Source organism: Streptomyces sp. NPDC000878 (genome assembly GCF_053599695.1).
On sequence record NZ_JBSFMT010000128.1, the window covers coordinates 1 to 16,071 of the forward strand.

The following is a 16,071-nucleotide window of genomic DNA, read 5'->3' on the forward strand; positions in this document are numbered from 1 at the left end:
CTCCGTACCCGCGTCCGTATCCGCGTCGACACCCGGAACGTCCGGCACAAGGACGTCCGTCGAGGCCGGCCGCCTTTCCGCTGTCGGCTGCTTGCCTCTACTGCTGAGGAGGCTGCGGGTAACCGGGCTGCTGGGGGTGGGGCTGGGGCTGCTGCTGAGGCGGCTGGTAGGGCTGCCCCGGCTGCGGCGGATAACCGTACGGCTGCTGGGGCGGGTACGGCTGGCCGGGCTGGGGCGGCGGCGGGTACTGCCCCGGCTGCCCGGGCTGGGCCGGGTACGGCTGCCCCTGCACCGGCTGCCCCGGAATCTGCTGCATCTGCTGTTGCTGGTGTCCCGGCAGCGGCGGGGCCGCGACCGGGGGCGGGTTGCCGTCCGAGGTCCAGAGCCCGTGCATCTGCTGGTGCCGTACGAAGTCCTCGGCGATCAGGGCGGCGAGGTTGAAGTACGCCTCACGGACCTTGGGCCGCATCATGTCGAGGTCGACCTCGGCACCGGCGGCGAGGTGCTCGTCGAAGGGCACGGTGATGACGCCCCGGCAGCGCGTCTCGAAGTGGGAGACGATGTCCTCCACCTTGATCATCTTGCCGGTCTCGCGCACACCCGAGATGACGGTGAGGGACCGCGAGACCAGATCCGCGTACCCGTGCGCGGACAGCCAGTCCAGCGTCGTACTGGCGCTGCTGGCACCGTCCACCGACGGGGTCGAGATGATGATCAGCTGATCGGCGAGGTCGAGTACGCCCCGCATGGCGCTGTAGAGCAGACCGGTGCCGGAGTCGGTCAGGATGATCGGGTACTGCTTGCCCAGTACGTCGATCGCACGCCGGTAGTCCTCGTCGTTGAAGGCCGTGGAGACGGCCGGGTCGACGTCGTTGGCGATGATCTCCAGTCCGGAGGGTGCCTGGGACGTGAACCGCCGGATGTCCATGTAGGAGTTGAGGTACGGGATCGCCTGGACGAGGTCACGGATGGTGGCCCCGGTCTCGCGCCGCACGCGGCGGCCGAGCGTACCGGCGTCCGGGTTGGCGTCGATGGCGAGGATCTTGTCCTGCCGCTCGGTGGCGAGGGTCGAGCCGAGCGCGGTGGTCGTGGTCGTCTTGCCGACACCGCCCTTGAGGCTGATGACGGCGATGCGATAGCAGGACAGCACAGGCGTACGGATCAGCTCCAGCTTCCGCTGCCGCTCGGCCTCCTCCTTCTTGCCGCCGATCTTGAAACGGGAGGGCGCGGCAGCGGGCCGGCCGCTCTTCGCCTTCTGCTTCTTGTTGTTGAGCAGCCGGTCGGAGGACAGCTCGACGGCCGCGGTGTAACCGAGCGGCGCGGCACCGGGGTTGGTCATCTGCCGCTGGTCGTGCTGCATGGGCTGCGGCCAGGCGGCCCCGGTACGCGGGTCCACGGGCGGCTGCGGCCCGGCGGGAACCCCGGGCACGGGGCTGCCGAGCGGTTGCGGAGGCGAGGCGGGAACGGCACCCGGCACATGCGGGGGCGTCTGAGGCCCGGCATGCGGGTGGGGTGCGTCGGCCTGCTGCGGTACGTGGGGCTGCGGCGGCGCCTGCTGCGCGGGCGCCTGCGGGAAGGGGAACCCGTACCCACCGGGCGCCCCGGCGGGCCCAGCGGGCCCACCAGGCGCACCGGGGTGCGGGAAGCCGTAGCCGGGCTGCGGGGCCGGGGGCTGAGGTACGGGTGCCCCGGCGGGAGGCGGGAAACCGTACCCGTCCTGGGGGCTGGCAGCGGGCGCAGGAGGCACCGGCACGGGGCCACCCCAAACCGGAGGCTGACCGCCGGGCTGGGGGGTGCCGTGGGCGCCTTGCGGGCTGGGTGCGGCTGGGGCCTGGGCCGGGGGCTGAGGCTGGGCGCCGGGGGACGGGAAGCCGTATCCGCCTTGAGGGTTGGGGCCGGCCGGGGTCGGAGCCGGGGCGGGCCCGCCGGGCTGGGGGAAGCCGTAGCTCCCCTGGGGGTTGGGGCCAGCGGGCGGTGCTGCCGGCGGCGGGAACCCGTACCCGGAGGGCGGGCCGTCCTGCGTCGGGGCAGGGGTGCTTGGTGCTTGGGGCTTGGTGCCGGGGTGTGGGAAGCCGTATCCGCCTTGGGCGTTGGGGCCTGCCGGGGTCGGGGTGGGTCCTCCGGGTTGCGGGAGGCTGTGGCCGTCCTGGGCGTTCGGGGCCGGGGGCTGGGCGCTCGGGGGAGGGAAGCCGTATCCGCCGGGGGCGTTGGGCCCGGCCGGGGCCGGGGCGGGTACGCCGGGCTGGGGGAAGCCGTAGCCACCCTGAGCGTTCGGGGCCTGGGCCGGGGGCTGAGGCTGGGTGCCGGGAGGAGGGAAGCCGTATCCGCCTTGGGCGTTGGGGCTCGCCGGAGCCGGAGCCGGAGCGCCGGGCTGGGGGACGCTGTAGTCACCCTGGGCGTTCGGTGCCGGGGGCTGAGGCTGGGTGCCGGGGGGCGGGAAGCCGTATCCGCCCTGCGCGTTGGGGCCCACCGGGGTAGGCGCGGGCGCGCCCGGCTGGGGGAGGTCGTAGCCGCCCTGGGCGTTCGGGGCCGGAGGCCGGTTGCCCGGGGGCGGGAAGCCGTACCCGGCCTGGGAGTTGGGACCCGTGGGCGCGGCCGGAGTCGGCTGCGGCGGGAATCCGTAGCCGGCGGGTGACGCACCCGGGGTCGGGGCAGGGACCTCAGGGGCCGCCGCGGCCGGGTTGGGTGGCGGGAAGCCGTACCCAGCCTGCGGGGGCGCCGGAGCCGGGGCGGGCGGAGGAGCGTTCCAGGCGGCGGGCGTGGCCTGCGGCTGGAACGGGGGCTGCATCGACGGCACGGGCGGCTGCTGGCCCGGCACGGCGGGAGGCTGAGGCTGACCCGGTGCCGGTGCCGGTGTGGCCGACGCGGCCTGCGGCTGGAGAGGCGCGGCTTCCGGCTGGGTCGGCGGCTGCGCGGGCCACTGTCCAGCCGTGGCGGGAGCGGCCGGCTGGTAGGACGGAGGCAGCGGCGGCAGTCCGCCGCTCTGGCCGGTCGCCGGGGGAGCCCAGGAGGGCGGCACGGTCCCGGGCGCGCCCTCCGGCAGCGGAGGCAGGTTGAGCGGCGCGCTGGGCACCGAGTCCCGCACGGGCGCGACCGGCGCGGAGTCGCGTACGTCGTCGACCGCACTCGGCGTCGGCGCGGCGTCCTCGTGCTCGGGCTCGGCGGCAGCCACGGGCTCGCTGTCCTCGGGCTCGACATCGACGCCCTGGGCAGCTACCGGCTCGGCGTCCACCGGCTCCGAGACGGCAACGTCCGTCGCCACAGCTCCCTCGGACTCCTCGGACTCCACGTCCACGGGCGCCGCGTCGACCAACTCCGCGTCTGGGGCGTCGGTTTCCGCGTCCGCGTCCGCATGCTCGGCGTCCTGAACCTGAGGCACGGCACCGCTCGCCTCGTCGGAGACCTCACCGACGTCCGAACCCTCGTCGCCCTCGCCTTCGGCAGCTACCGCGTCCGTGACGGGCTGCAGCGCGGAGACGTCATCCAGAGGCTCCGGGTCCGGGACGCTCACCTCAGCGGCGACAGTCTCGGCCTCGACGGAGTCGTCACCCGACTCACCGCCGGCGTCGGCCGAGACCACCGGCTCCGCGAAGTCGTGCTGCGCATCGGCCGGAGGAGCGGCCGGAGCCGGCGGGGCCGGAGGCAGCGGAGGGGTCCACTGGGCCTGGAATCCGCCCACGGGAAAACTGGGGACAGCCGTGGGGCTCGCGGGACCGCCGACAGCCCCCGACTGAGGCGCCGTCGGCTGGAACGCACCGCTGACCGGCAACCGGGGCACACCCACAGGACTCGCAGCACCGGGAGCGGGAGCGGCGCCGGGCACCGCATCGTCGACACCGGCACCCGAACGAGCGTCCGCAGCCGTATCCGCGTCTACACCAGTCTCCGAACCCGAACCCGTATCCGACTCATCGCCCGACTCCGCGCCCGCCTCGTCGTTCGACTCGGCATCCGTCTCGTCCCCCGACCCCCCCGACGCGTTCTGCGTGTACCAGGCAGGCGTCGCGTAATCGATGGTGAACTCGCCCGTCATCTCGCTGGCGGACTCCGCGTCGGACTGGTCATCGCCGGGTGTGGCCCAGCCCCCGCGGATCCCGTCCCGATCGCTGTTCACAGTTCCTCCTGATGTGGTCGAGCACCCGCTTGCCGTGCTGGGGCGACCATTTCTCGTCTGTATTCATGTCGTCCGAAGCCGGTTCTTCAGTGGGTCGTGTCCACGTCGTCCGGCATCGGGCGGCGGAGGTCGTCCGATCTGCTTGGCGCTTCCCCCGGTACTCCCGACCCAGCCTAATCACCAGGACCCCCGCCCCGGCAGGCCCGTCCACCCCTCAGTGACCGTCCATTACGTCACAGCCTGACCGGAACCGATCCCGTCCGTGCCCGAACCGCCTTATCCGGCAAGAGAGTTGACACGAACGGAACGACATCCGCCCCACACCCGCCACAACCCCACATGCATAGTAGGCGGCCCCTCTGACAACGCACTTCACGGAAAAGCGCACGAAAAAGAGGGGCGGGACCGGCGCACCGCACCGGTCCCGCCCCTTGTGAATCCATCAATCCGTCACCCAGAACGACTGATCGATCTACTCCACCTGCTCCGCCTACTCCACATCCCCGCCGGAATCCGTACCGGCACCCGAACCTGAACCCGTCCCCGAGCCCGAAGCCGCGGCCTCGGCCGCCGCGAGCCCGCCGTTCTGCTCCGTCGGCTCCAGATCGAACTCCCCGTCGCGCGCCCCGAGCACGAACGCCGTCCACTCCGCCTCCGTGTAACGGAGGACGGTGTCATGGTCCAGGGACGACCGCATGGCCACCGCGCCCTCGGGGAGATAGGCGATCTCGACCCGCTCCTCGTGCTCCTCCGTGCCGGGGGCGCTGTGCCACTCGACACCCGAGATGTCGAGGGAGTACAGCTCGTCCCGCTCCCGCTCCTTGCGCGCCTTGACGTCCTCGTCCTGCGCGGCCGTGGTGTCCTGTGCGCCCTGTACCTCCGCCATGGCGAAGCGACCCCTTCCCGACGTACGTCATACGACAACTACAACTACGATCTGTGTTCTCACCCTAGTGGCCGAGCCCGGGCCGTCCGGACTGTTTGCACACCGCGGTGAAGACGGCCGCTGCCTGCTGGTATCCTGGGCGACGGCCGTTTGTGTACGCACCCCCGGAGTCATTCACTCCGGAGGCCGCGCCCAGCGGATCTCCAGCTTTCCGAGTTACGGAAGCTCCCCTGAGAAGTGGACCAGGGGCACTCGGTGGCTACTACAAAGACTACGAGGAGTACGCGTGTCGCTCGACGCCGCAGTGAAGAAGCAGCTCATCTCTGAGTTCGGTACCAAGGAGGGCGACACCGGCTCCCCCGAGGTCCAGGTCGCGATGCTCTCGCGCCGTATCTCGGACCTGACCGAGCACCTCAAGACGCACAAGCACGACCACCACTCCCGTCGTGGTCTGCTGATCCTCGTCGGTCAGCGTCGCCGCCTTCTCCAGTACCTGGCGAAGAAGGACATCCAGCGCTTCCGTGCGCTGGTCGACCGCCTCGGCATCCGTCGCGGTGCGGCGGGCGCCAAGTAAGACGCTGTGAGTAGGGAGCGGTTCCCACTTCTAGGGGGCCGCTCCCTTTGCCGTACGTGCGGAAACGTGCGGAGTGTCAGTGCCTCTTTGTAGTGTGGTAGCACAACGCAATACGCACGACACAAACGCAGGACAAAGCGCAGGACAAAGCGCAGGACAAAGCGCAGGACACATACGAGGAGAAGTGCACCTCGCCGCCGCCGGTCCTCGGTAGTGGCCCCCGGGAACTGCGACCCCCGGGTGCTTCGATCGAAGACCGGCCCGCACTCAGAAGGCGCGCTTCTCCGACCCCACGTCCCTCTGCCACACGGGCAGGACGGGACAAAAGACGAAAAAGTATCGGAGAAAACGCTAGTGGAGAACGAGACCCACTACGCCGAGGCCGTCATTGACAACGGTTCCTTCGGCACCCGCACCATCCGCTTCGAGACGGGCCGCCTGGCCAGGCAGGCCGCCGGCTCCGCCGTGGCGTATCTGGACGACGACACCATGGTGCTGTCGGCCACCACCGCCTCCAAGAACCCCAAGGACCAGCTCGACTTCTTCCCCCTCACGGTGGACGTCGAGGAGCGCCAGTACGCGGCCGGGAAGATCCCCGGTTCCTTCTTCCGTCGTGAGGGCCGGCCCTCCGAGGACGCGATCCTCACCTGCCGCCTGATCGACCGCCCGCTGCGCCCGTCCTTCAAGAAGGGCCTGCGCAACGAGATCCAGGTCGTCGCCACGATCATGGCGCTCAACCCCGACCACCTGTACGACGTCGTGGCGATCAACGCCGCCTCCGCGTCCACGCAGCTGGCCGGTCTGCCCTTCTCCGGCCCGATCGGCGGCGTCCGCGTCGCGCTGATCAACGGCCAGTGGGTCGCGTTCCCGACGCACACCGAGCTCGAGGACGCCGTCTTCGACATGGTCGTCGCCGGTCGCGTCCTGGAGGACGGCGACGTCGCGATCATGATGGTCGAGGCCGAGGCCACCGACAAGACCATCCAGCTGATCGCGGGCGGCGCCGAGGCGCCGACCGAGGAGGTCGTCGCCGCCGGTCTGGACGCCGCGAAGCCCTTCATCAAGGTGCTCGTCAAGGCCCAGGCCGACCTCGCCGCCAAGGCCGCCAAGCCCACTGGTGAGTTCCCGGTCTTCCTCGACTATCAGGACGACGTCCTGGAGGCCCTCACGGCCGCCGTCAAGGACGAGCTGTCCCAGGCGCTCACCATCGCGGGCAAGCAGGACCGCGAGGCCGAGCTGGACCGCGTCAAGGGTCTCGCCGCCGAGAAGCTGCTCCCGCAGTTCGAGGGCCGCGAGAAGGAGATCAGCGCGGCCTACCGCTCGCTGACCAAGTCCCTGGTCCGTGAGCGCGTCATCAAGGACAAGGTCCGCATCGACGGCCGTGGCGTCACGGACATCCGTACGCTCGCCGCCGAGGTCGAGGCCATCCCGCGCGTGCACGGTTCGGCGCTGTTCGAGCGTGGCGAGACCCAGATCCTGGGCGTCACCACCCTCAACATGCTCCGCATGGAGCAGCAGCTCGACACCCTGTCGCCGGTGACGCGCAAGCGCTACATGCACAACTACAACTTCCCGCCGTACTCCGTCGGCGAGACCGGCCGCGTCGGCTCCCCGAAGCGTCGCGAGATCGGCCACGGCGCGCTCGCCGAGCGCGCGATCCTGCCGGTCCTGCCGTCGCGCGAGGACTTCCCGTACGCGATCCGTCAGGTGTCCGAGGCTCTCGGCTCCAACGGCTCGACGTCCATGGGCTCGGTCTGCGCGTCCACCATGTCGCTGCTGAACGCCGGTGTGCCGCTGAAGGCCCCCGTCGCCGGTATCGCCATGGGTCTGATCTCCCAGGAGATCAAGGGCGAGACGCACTACGTCGCCCTCACCGACATCCTCGGTGCGGAGGACGCCTTCGGTGACATGGACTTCAAGGTCGCCGGCACCAAGGAGTTCGTGACCGCCCTCCAGCTGGACACCAAGCTGGACGGCATCCCGGCCTCCGTCCTGGCCGCCGCTCTCAAGCAGGCCCGTGACGCCCGCCTCCACATCCTCGACGTGATGATGGAAGCGATCGACACGCCGGACGAGATGTCCCCGAACGCCCCGCGGATCATCACCGTCAAGATCCCCGTGGACAAGATCGGCGAGGTCATCGGCCCCAAGGGCAAGATGATCAACCAGATCCAGGAGGACACCGGCGCCGACATCACGATCGAGGACGACGGCACCATCTACATCGGTGCCCAGCAGGGTTCGCAGGCCGAGGCCGCGCGCGCCACGATCAACTCGATCGCCAACCCGACCATGCCGGAGGTCGGCGAGCGCTACCTGGGCACCGTCGTGAAGACGACGACCTTCGGTGCGTTCGTGTCGCTGCTCCCGGGCAAGGACGGTCTGCTGCACATCTCGCAGATCCGGAAGCTCGCCGGCGGCAAGCGCGTGGAGAACGTCGAGGACGTGGTCGCGGTGGGCGCCAAGGTCCAGGTCGAGATCGCCGAGATCGACTCCCGCGGCAAGCTGTCCCTGATCCCCGTCATCGAGGGTGAAGAGAACGCCGAGGACGACAAGAAGGACGACGGCGACAAGTGACGTCGACCAGCACCACGACGACGGCCCGCACCTCCTCGGAGGCGCGGGCCGTCGCCCGTACCCAAACCCTGATCAAGGGCACCAACGGCATCGGCACGGTCCGTAAGACCACCCTCCCGGGCGGCCTGCGTATCGTCACCGAAACCCTGCCCTCGGTCCGCTCCGCGACCTTCGGCATCTGGGCCCACGTCGGCTCCCGCGACGAGACGCCGACCCTGAACGGCGCCACGCACTACCTGGAGCACCTGCTCTTCAAGGGCACGACGCGCAGGTCGGCGCTGGACATCTCCTCCGCGATCGACGCGGTCGGCGGCGAGATGAACGCGTTCACGGCGAAGGAGTACACGTGCTACTACGCGCGCGTGCTCGACACCGACCTCCCGCTCGCCATCGACGTCGTCTGCGACATGCTCACGGGCTCCCTGATCCTCGAAGAGGACGTCAACGTCGAGCGCGGCGCCATCCTCGAAGAGATCGCGATGACGGAGGACGACCCGGGCGACTGCGTGCACGACCTGTTCGCGCACACCATGCTCGGCGACACCCCCCTCGGCCGCCCGGTCCTCGGCACGGTCGACACGGTCAACGCCCTCACCGCGGACCGCATCCGCCGCTTCTACAAGAAGCACTACGACCCGACCCACCTCGTCGTGGCGGCGGCCGGCAACATCGACCACAACAAGGTCGTACGCCAGGTCCGCGCGGCCTTCGAGAAGGCGGGCGCCCTCAAGCACCTCGACGCCACGCCGATCGCCCCGCGCGACGGCCGCCGCACCCTCCGTACGAGCGGCCGGGTCGAACTGCTCGGCCGCAAGACCGAGCAGGCCCATGTCGTCCTCGGCATGCCGGGCCTGGCCCGCACGGACGAGCGCCGCTGGGCCCTCGGCGTGCTCAACACGGCCCTGGGCGGCGGAATGTCGTCCCGCCTCTTCCAGGAGGTCCGGGAGAAGCGCGGACTGGCCTACAGCGTGTACTCGTACACGTCCGGCTTCGCCGACTGCGGCCTCTTCGGCGTGTACGCCGGCTGCCGGCCCTCGCAGGTCCACGACGTGCTGAAGATCTGCCGCGACGAACTCGACCACGTCGCCGAGCACGGCCTCTCCGACGAGGAGATCGGCCGCGCCATCGGCCAGCTGCGCGGTTCGACGGTCCTCGGCCTGGAGGACACGGGCGCGCTGATGAACCGTATCGGCAAGAGCGAACTGTGCTGGGGCGACCAGATGTCCGTCGACGACATGCTGGCCCGGATCGCGGAGGTCACCCCGGACGCCGTCCGGGAGGTCGCCCGCGAGATCCTGGGACAGCGCCCGTCGCTGGCGGTCATCGGCCCGCTCAAGGACAAACAGGCCGCACGTCTGCACGAGGCCGTCGCCTGACAGCCGTACCCGTCCGACGTTTTTCGTCCGACCCCGTGTCCATCCGGTAAGGAAGCAAGAACATGAGCAAGCTGCGCGTGGCGGTCCTCGGCGCCAACGGCCGTATCGGATCCGAGGCGGTACGGGCGGTCGAGGCCGCCGAGGACATGGAACTGGTCGCCGCCCTCAGCCGGGGCGACAAGCTGGAGACGCTCGCCGACACGGGCGCCCAGGTCGCGGTCGAACTGACCACCCCCGCCTCGGTGATGGGCAACCTCGACTTCTGTGTGCGCCACGGCATCCACGCGGTCGTCGGCACCACCGGCTGGACCGACGACCGCCTCGCGCAGCTCCGCAGCTGGCTGGCCCAGTCCCCGGAGACGGGCGTGCTCATCGCGCCCAACTTCTCCATCGGGGCCGTACTGACCATGAGGTTCGCGCAGATCGCGGCGCCCTACTTCGAGTCGGTCGAGGTCATCGAGCTGCACCACCCGAACAAGGTGGACGCGCCCAGCGGCACCGCGGCGCGCACCGCCCAGCTCATCGCCGAGGCGCGGGCGAAGGCGGGCTCGGCTCCGGCACCGGACGCCACCGTCACGGCCCTGGACGGCGCCCGGGGCGCGAACGTCGACGGGGTGCCCGTGCACTCCGTACGCCTGCGCGGCCTGCTCGCCCACCAGGAGGTCCTGCTGGGCGGCGAGGGCGAGACGCTGACCGTCCGCCACGACTCGCTGCACCACAGCAGCTTCATGCCGGGCATCCTGCTCGGCGCCCGCCGCGTCGTGGACACCCCGGGCCTCACCTTCGGCCTGGAAAACTTCCTCGACCTCGGCTGAGGGACATCATGCGAGCGAAGCTCTCCTACGCCGTCTCGGCCGCCGTCCTGGTCTTCTACTTCGTCCTGGTCGGCAGCCGCGGCGTCATGCTCATCCAGACCGGCACGCTCCTGACCGTCACCTTCGGTGTGGCGGTCCTGATCCTGCCGGTCATCGGCGTGTGGTTCCTCTGGAAGAACACGCAGTTCGTCCGGAACGCCAACCGTCTCGCCGCCGAACTGGACGCCGAAGGCGGCCTGCCCGCCGACGAGTTGAGGCGCACCCCGAGCGGCCGGGTCGACCGCGACTCGGCTGACGAGGTCTTCGCCAGGCGCAAGGCCGAGACGGAGTCGGCCCCCGACGACTGGCGCAACTGGTTCCGCCTCGCCGTCGCCTACCACGACGCCCGCGACACCCCCCGCGCCCGCAAGGCGATGCAGCGCGCCATCGCCCTGCACGACGGCAGGTCACCGGCCCAGCAGGCCTGAACACCCGGTTCCGGTGGCGCCCAAAGGGGCGCGGGGCTGTATCGATGTGCGGCTCCGCCGCGCGGGCGCGACCAGCCACAACGGCGCCGCAGCGGACCGAGCGGCACCCCCAGCAGAGCACTCAGCCCCGCCCGAACTCCGCCGCCCACGCCTCCACACTGTCCGCCGCCCGGTCGAACGCCTCCATGCGGCCCAGGAAGTCCGGGTTGTGCGTGGTCAGCAGCGGCGCCAGATCGTCCGCGGCCCGATCCCGGCGTACGAGGACCAGTGCCTGTCCCTGTACGGTGCGCGGCAGGCCCAGCCAGCGCACCGGCTGCTGCACCGTCCGTACGGCGACGACCTTCTCCCAGCGGGTCGTCCGCGTACCGAGGAACCCCACCCGGCGCAGCCCGCGCGAACTCACCCACACGCCGGTGCGCAGCAGCCGCAGCGCCGTGGCGATGACGCCCAGCGCGATGCCGAGACACACCGCGCCGCCGGACAGCTTGCCGGTGGCCGCGATGACGACCGCCGCGAACAGGACGTACGAGGAGAGCAGCAGCAGAAGCGCCGCCACGCCCACCCGCCAGGGGCCGGGCCGGTACGGGCGCCGCCAGCGGTCGCGGTCGTCGAACGGCAGCGCGACGCCGGCCGCGGCCTCGTCGGAGGCACGGTCGGCCGTAAGGAAGGGCAGGGGCACGGCTGGTCCTCACTCAATTCCATGCGCGGGCTGTGCCCGGTGAGGTTATACAGCCGGCTGCCTTGTCACCAGTCTTGGGGGTCCGAGGAGGGCCGGACCACGCCATTCGGCCGCAGCCCGGCGGGCTCTCAACGGTTGTCGGCCGCCTGGGACTGCTGTGTCTGCCCTGCGGCCTGATCGACCGACAGGGCGGGCATCCCGAGGACCAGGGAGCCCACCAGCCCGGCGACGATGGTGAGCCCCAGGAACCAACGCCCGGCTATGTCACCGACGGACGCGCGCTCACGGGGCGGTGGAGCGACATTGCTGCGGAACTTGTCGGCTTCGGCGATGAAGGCAAACGGTACGGGCTCGCGCCGGCGCAACATGGGGGTACTTCTCCCTTGGGGATCGAACTCTGGAAATCGAACCAATCACTGCTGTCTGTACAGACGAGCGAGCGCCCCAAATGGTGCCCGGTTTCACCAACTTAACTCTGTGACGATGGCGAACGTCCCGTTTGGTGGGCCGTAGAGTGGCGTCGCCGAATGACGAGATGGGAAGGACTCTCCGAACAGTGACGCCCACCCCCGACGACGAGTTCAAGATCGACCTGCGTAGCGATGTGACCGTCGAACTGGTCAAACACAGCGCGGCTGACTCCGATGTGCTGTTCGCGGCCCGTGTGTCGACCGTCGGGGAGCAGTCCCTGGACGAGTTGAACAAGGACCCGGAGAGCTCGACGGGACTGATCAACTACCTCATGCGAGACCGGCACGGCAGCCCGTTCGAGCACAACTCCATGACGTTCTTCATCAGCGCCCCGATCTTCGTCTTCCGTGAGTTCATGCGGCACCGCGTGGGATGGTCGTACAACGAGGAGTCCGGGCGGTACCGGGAGTTGCAGCCCGTGTTCTACGTGCCGGACGCGTCGCGCAAGCTCGTCCAGCAGGGGCGGCCGGGCAAGTACGTCTTCGTGGAGGGCACCCCCGAGCAGCACGAACTCGTGGAGCACGCCATGGAGGACGCGTACCGCCAGGCGTACCGGAACTACCAGCAGATGCTCGCGCAGGGCGTCGCCCGCGAGGTCGCCCGCGCGGTCCTCCCGGTCGGCCTGTTCTCGTCGATGTACGCCACCTGCAACGCGCGCTCCCTGATGCACTTCCTCGGCCTGCGCACGCAGCACGAGCTGGCGAAGGTGCCGTCGTTCCCGCAGCGCGAGATCGAGATGGTCGGCGAGAAGATGGAGGCGGCGTGGGCCGGGCTCATGCCGCTGACCCACGCGGCCTTCAACAAGAACGGCAGGGTCGCGCCGTAAGGCAGGCACACGCGCGTGTTCTACCGCCGGGCACAGATGTGCGGATCAGCCTCGCGAAGTGTCCGTATTGCGGTATTTCGGGAGGTTCATCTAGCCTGATCAAACGGACCCGGCACTGCTTGAACCCCCGAGCAGGCAGTGCCGGGCTCCGTATTTGTCCTGACTTTTCCCGCACCCCTAGGGCAGACCGCGCCCTGAGCAGCGAGTAGCGTGGTACCCATGGCTCCGACCTCCACTCCGCAGACCCCCTTCGGGCGGGTCCTCACCGCCATGGTCACGCCGTTCACGGCGGACGGCGCGCTCGACCTCGACGGCGCTCAGCGGCTCGCCACCCACCTGGTGGACGCAGGCAACGACGGCCTGGTCATCAACGGCACCACCGGTGAGTCCCCGACCACCAGCGACGCGGAGAAATCGGATCTCGTACGAGCCGTACTGGAGGCGGTCGGAGACCGGGCCCACATCATCGCGGGCGTCGGCACGAACGACACCCACCACAGCGTCGAACTGGCCCGCGCGGCCGAGAAGACCGGCGCACACGGCCTCCTGACCGTCACGCCGTACTACAACAAGCCCCCGCAGGAGGGCCTGTACCGGCACTTCACGGCCATCGCCGACGCCACCGAACTCCCGGTCATGCTGTACGACATCCCGGGCCGCAGCGGTGTCCCGATCAGCACCGAGACGATCGTCCGGCTCGCCGAGCACCCCCGGATCGTTGCCAACAAGGACGCCAAGGGCGACCTCGGCCGGGCCAGCTGGTCGATCGCCCGCTCCGGACTCGCCTGGTACTCGGGCGACGACATGCTGAACCTGCCGCTGCTCTCCGTGGGCGCGGTCGGCTTCGTGTCGGTCGTCGGCCACGTCGTCACACCGGAGCTGCGCACTCTGGTCGAGGCGTACGTCGCCGGCGACGTCCAGAAGGCGACCGAGATCCACCAGAAGCTGCTCCCCGTCTTCACCGGCATGTTCCGTACCCAGGGCGTCATGACCACCAAGGCCGCGCTCGCCCTCCAGGGCCTGCCCGCCGGACCGCTGCGCGCCCCGATGGTCGAGCTGTCGGCCGACGAGATCGCCCAGCTCAAGATCGATCTTGCCGCCGGCGGGGTACAGCTCTGACATCAGACTTCACAACTGAATACGCGGGACAACTGTGTCCGCAGTCCACATCCAACAACTGCTTTTGCACGAACGTCATGCGCGCCACGTGCCTTACCGGTACGTGGCGCGTGTGGTGAGGAGAGTCTTTTGAGTCATCCGCATCCTGAACTCGGCGCCCCGCCGAAGCTCCCGAAGGGCGGCCTCCGGGTCACCCCGCTGGGCGGCCTCGGCGAGATCGGCCGCAACATGACCGTCTTCGAGTACGGCGGACGCCTGCTCATCGTCGACTGCGGCGTCCTCTTCCCCGAGGAGGAGCAGCCCGGAATCGACCTGATCCTGCCGGACTTCACGTCCATCAGGGACCGCCTCGACGACATCGAGGGCATCGTCCTCACGCACGGCCACGAGGACCACATCGGCGCCGTCCCCTACCTCCTGCGGGAGAAGCCGGACATCCCGCTGATCGGCTCCAAGCTGACCCTGGCCTTCATCGAGGCGAAGCTCCAGGAGCACCGCATCCGCCCGTACACCCTTGAGGTGACGGAGGGGAACCGCGAGCGCATCGGCCCCTTCGACTGCGAGTTCGTCGCGGTCAACCACTCCATTCCGGACGCCCTCGCGGTCGCCATCCGCACCCCTGCGGGCATGGTGGTCCACACGGGCGACTTCAAGATGGACCAGCTCCCGCTGGACGGCCGCCTCACGGACCTGCACGCATTCGCACGGCTGAGCGAAGAGGGCATCGACCTTCTCCTCTCCGACTCGACGAACGCCGAAGTCCCGGGCTTCGTCCCGCCCGAGCGTGACATCTCGAACGTGCTGCGCCAGGTCTTCGCGGGCGCCAGCAAGCGGGTCATCGTGGCGAGCTTCGCGAGCCACATCCACCGCATCCAGCAGATCCTGGACGCGGCCCACGAGTACGGCCGCAGGGTCGCCTTCGTCGGCCGCTCGATGGTCCGCAACATGGGCATCGCCCGGGACCTGGGCTATCTGAAGGTCCCACCGGGCCTGGTGGTGGACGTCAAGACCCTCGACGACCTCCCGGACCACCAGATCGTGCTGGTCTGCACGGGCTCGCAGGGCGAACCGATGGCGGCGCTGTCCCGCATGGCCAACAGGGACCACCAGATCCGCATCGTCCAGGGCGACACGGTGATCCTCGCCTCGTCGCTGATCCCCGGCAACGAGAACTCGGTGTACCGGGTGATCAACGGCCTGACCCGCTGGGGCGCGAAGGTCGTCCACAAGGGGAATGCCAAGGTGCACGTTTCCGGCCACGCCTCGGCCGGCGAGCTCCTGTACTTCTACAACATCTGCAAGCCGCGCAACCTGATGCCGGTCCACGGCGAATGGCGCCATCTACGGGCCAACGCCGAGCTGGGCGCCATGACCGGCGTCCCGCACGACCGGATCGTCATCGCCGAGGACGGCGTGGTCGTCGACCTCATCGAGGGCAAGGCGAAGATCTCGGGCAAGGTCCAGGCCGGGTACGTGTACGTCGACGGACTCTCGGTCGGGGATGTCGGCGAACCCACGCTGAAGGACCGCAGGATCCTCGGCGACGAGGGCATCATCTCGGTCTTCGTGGTGATGGACTCGTCCACGGGCAAGATCACGGGCGGCCCGCACATCCAGGCACGCGGCTCGGGCATCGACGACTCCGCCTTCACCGACGTCGTCCCGAGGATCGCCGAGGTGCTGGAGCGCTCGGCACAGGACGGGGTGGTGGAGCCTCATCAGATGCAGCAGCTCATCCGCCGCACGCTGGGCAAATGGGTGTCGGACAACTACCGCCGGCGCCCGATGATCCTCCCGGTCGTCGTGGAGGTCTGACGGACACGGAGGGCGTCTGAGCAGGCCCTCCTGCACGTGAACTCGGAGCGGGGCTCCTCGATTTGCATCGAGGAGCCCCGCTCCAGTACGTTTACGGCTCCGCCAGCGAGGGAACCCGGTGCAACTGCGCACCAGGGACCAGCCCGAGCAGGGGCGGAAATTCCGACTCAGAACTTCTGATAAAGTCGGAGTCTCCGGAAAGGGAAACGCGAAAGCGGAAACCTGGAAAGCACCGAGGAAATCGGATCGGAAAACGGTCTGATAGAGTCGGAAACGCAAGACCGAAGGGAAGCCCGGAGGAAAGCCCGAGAGGGTGAGTACGAAGGAAGCGTCCGTTCCTTGAGAACTCAAC

The 16,071-nt window shown here is 69.6% G+C and carries 12 protein-coding genes; 8 read left to right on the top strand and 4 right to left on the bottom strand.

Annotation, left to right across the window (positions count from 1 at the left end; genetic code table 11):
• Positions 1-97: 97 nt before the first annotated feature.
• Positions 98-4,114, bottom strand: coding sequence for an SCO5717 family growth-regulating ATPase (locus tag ACWDR4_RS48230; RefSeq protein WP_450418322.1), 4,017 nt, complete (start codon positions 4,112-4,114; stop codon positions 98-100).
• 490 nt (positions 4,115-4,604) lie between these two features.
• Positions 4,605-5,000, bottom strand: a complete 396-nt coding sequence (locus ACWDR4_RS48235) for a DUF397 domain-containing protein (RefSeq protein WP_450418324.1) — start codon at positions 4,998-5,000, stop codon at positions 4,605-4,607.
• 286 nt (positions 5,001-5,286) lie between these two features.
• Here ACWDR4_RS48235 and rpsO point away from each other — a divergent pair, with 286 nt between their 5' ends.
• From rpsO to ACWDR4_RS48260, 5 genes are all read left to right on the top strand, one after another.
• Positions 5,287-5,574, top strand: coding sequence for a 30S ribosomal protein S15 (gene rpsO / locus ACWDR4_RS48240; RefSeq protein ID WP_189149835.1), 288 nt, complete (start codon positions 5,287-5,289; stop codon positions 5,572-5,574).
• Positions 5,575-5,928: 354 nt separating this feature from the next.
• The gene (locus ACWDR4_RS48245) at positions 5,929-8,151 is read left to right on the top strand and encodes a polyribonucleotide nucleotidyltransferase (RefSeq protein WP_450418326.1); all 2,223 of its coding nucleotides are present in this window, start codon (positions 5,929-5,931) and stop codon (positions 8,149-8,151) included.
• Positions 8,148-9,527 (top strand): M16 family metallopeptidase, encoded by a 1,380-nt coding sequence (locus tag ACWDR4_RS48250; protein ID WP_450418328.1) that lies wholly within the window; start codon positions 8,148-8,150, stop codon positions 9,525-9,527. Before ACWDR4_RS48245 ends, ACWDR4_RS48250 begins: the two co-directional genes overlap by 4 nt.
• Positions 9,528-9,589: 62 nt before the next feature.
• Complete coding sequence (gene dapB / locus ACWDR4_RS48255; RefSeq protein ID WP_450418330.1) at positions 9,590-10,342, top strand: 4-hydroxy-tetrahydrodipicolinate reductase; 753 nt, start codon at positions 9,590-9,592, stop codon at positions 10,340-10,342.
• Positions 10,343-10,350: 8 nt separating this feature from the next.
• Positions 10,351-10,809: a hypothetical protein gene (locus tag ACWDR4_RS48260; protein WP_450418331.1), complete on the top strand. Its 459-nt coding sequence runs from the start codon at positions 10,351-10,353 to the stop codon at positions 10,807-10,809.
• Positions 10,810-10,930: 121 nt separating this feature from the next.
• Here the strand turns inward: ACWDR4_RS48260 and ACWDR4_RS48265 are convergent, their stop codons facing one another.
• The gene (locus ACWDR4_RS48265; protein WP_450418332.1) at positions 10,931-11,488 is read right to left on the bottom strand and encodes a hypothetical protein; all 558 of its coding nucleotides are present in this window, start codon (positions 11,486-11,488) and stop codon (positions 10,931-10,933) included.
• Positions 11,489-11,616: 128 nt separating this feature from the next.
• Positions 11,617-11,856: a hypothetical protein gene (locus ACWDR4_RS48270; protein WP_450418334.1), complete on the bottom strand. Its 240-nt coding sequence runs from the start codon at positions 11,854-11,856 to the stop codon at positions 11,617-11,619.
• Positions 11,857-12,044: 188 nt separating this feature from the next.
• On the opposite strand from ACWDR4_RS48270, the gene thyX reads away from it, so the two are divergent.
• The 3 genes from thyX to ACWDR4_RS48285 all read left to right on the top strand — a co-directional run bounded on the left by thyX (position 12,045) and on the right by ACWDR4_RS48285 (position 15,719).
• Complete coding sequence (gene thyX, locus ACWDR4_RS48275) at positions 12,045-12,785, top strand: FAD-dependent thymidylate synthase (RefSeq protein WP_450418335.1); 741 nt, start codon at positions 12,045-12,047, stop codon at positions 12,783-12,785.
• 219 nt (positions 12,786-13,004) lie between these two features.
• Complete coding sequence (gene dapA / locus ACWDR4_RS48280) at positions 13,005-13,904, top strand: 4-hydroxy-tetrahydrodipicolinate synthase (RefSeq protein ID WP_450418337.1); 900 nt, start codon at positions 13,005-13,007, stop codon at positions 13,902-13,904.
• Positions 13,905-14,033: 129 nt separating this feature from the next.
• A complete protein-coding gene (locus ACWDR4_RS48285) occupies positions 14,034-15,719 on the top strand; it encodes a ribonuclease J (RefSeq protein WP_450418339.1) in 1,686 nt (561 codons plus the stop codon).
• Positions 15,720-16,071: the final 352 nt, after the last annotated feature.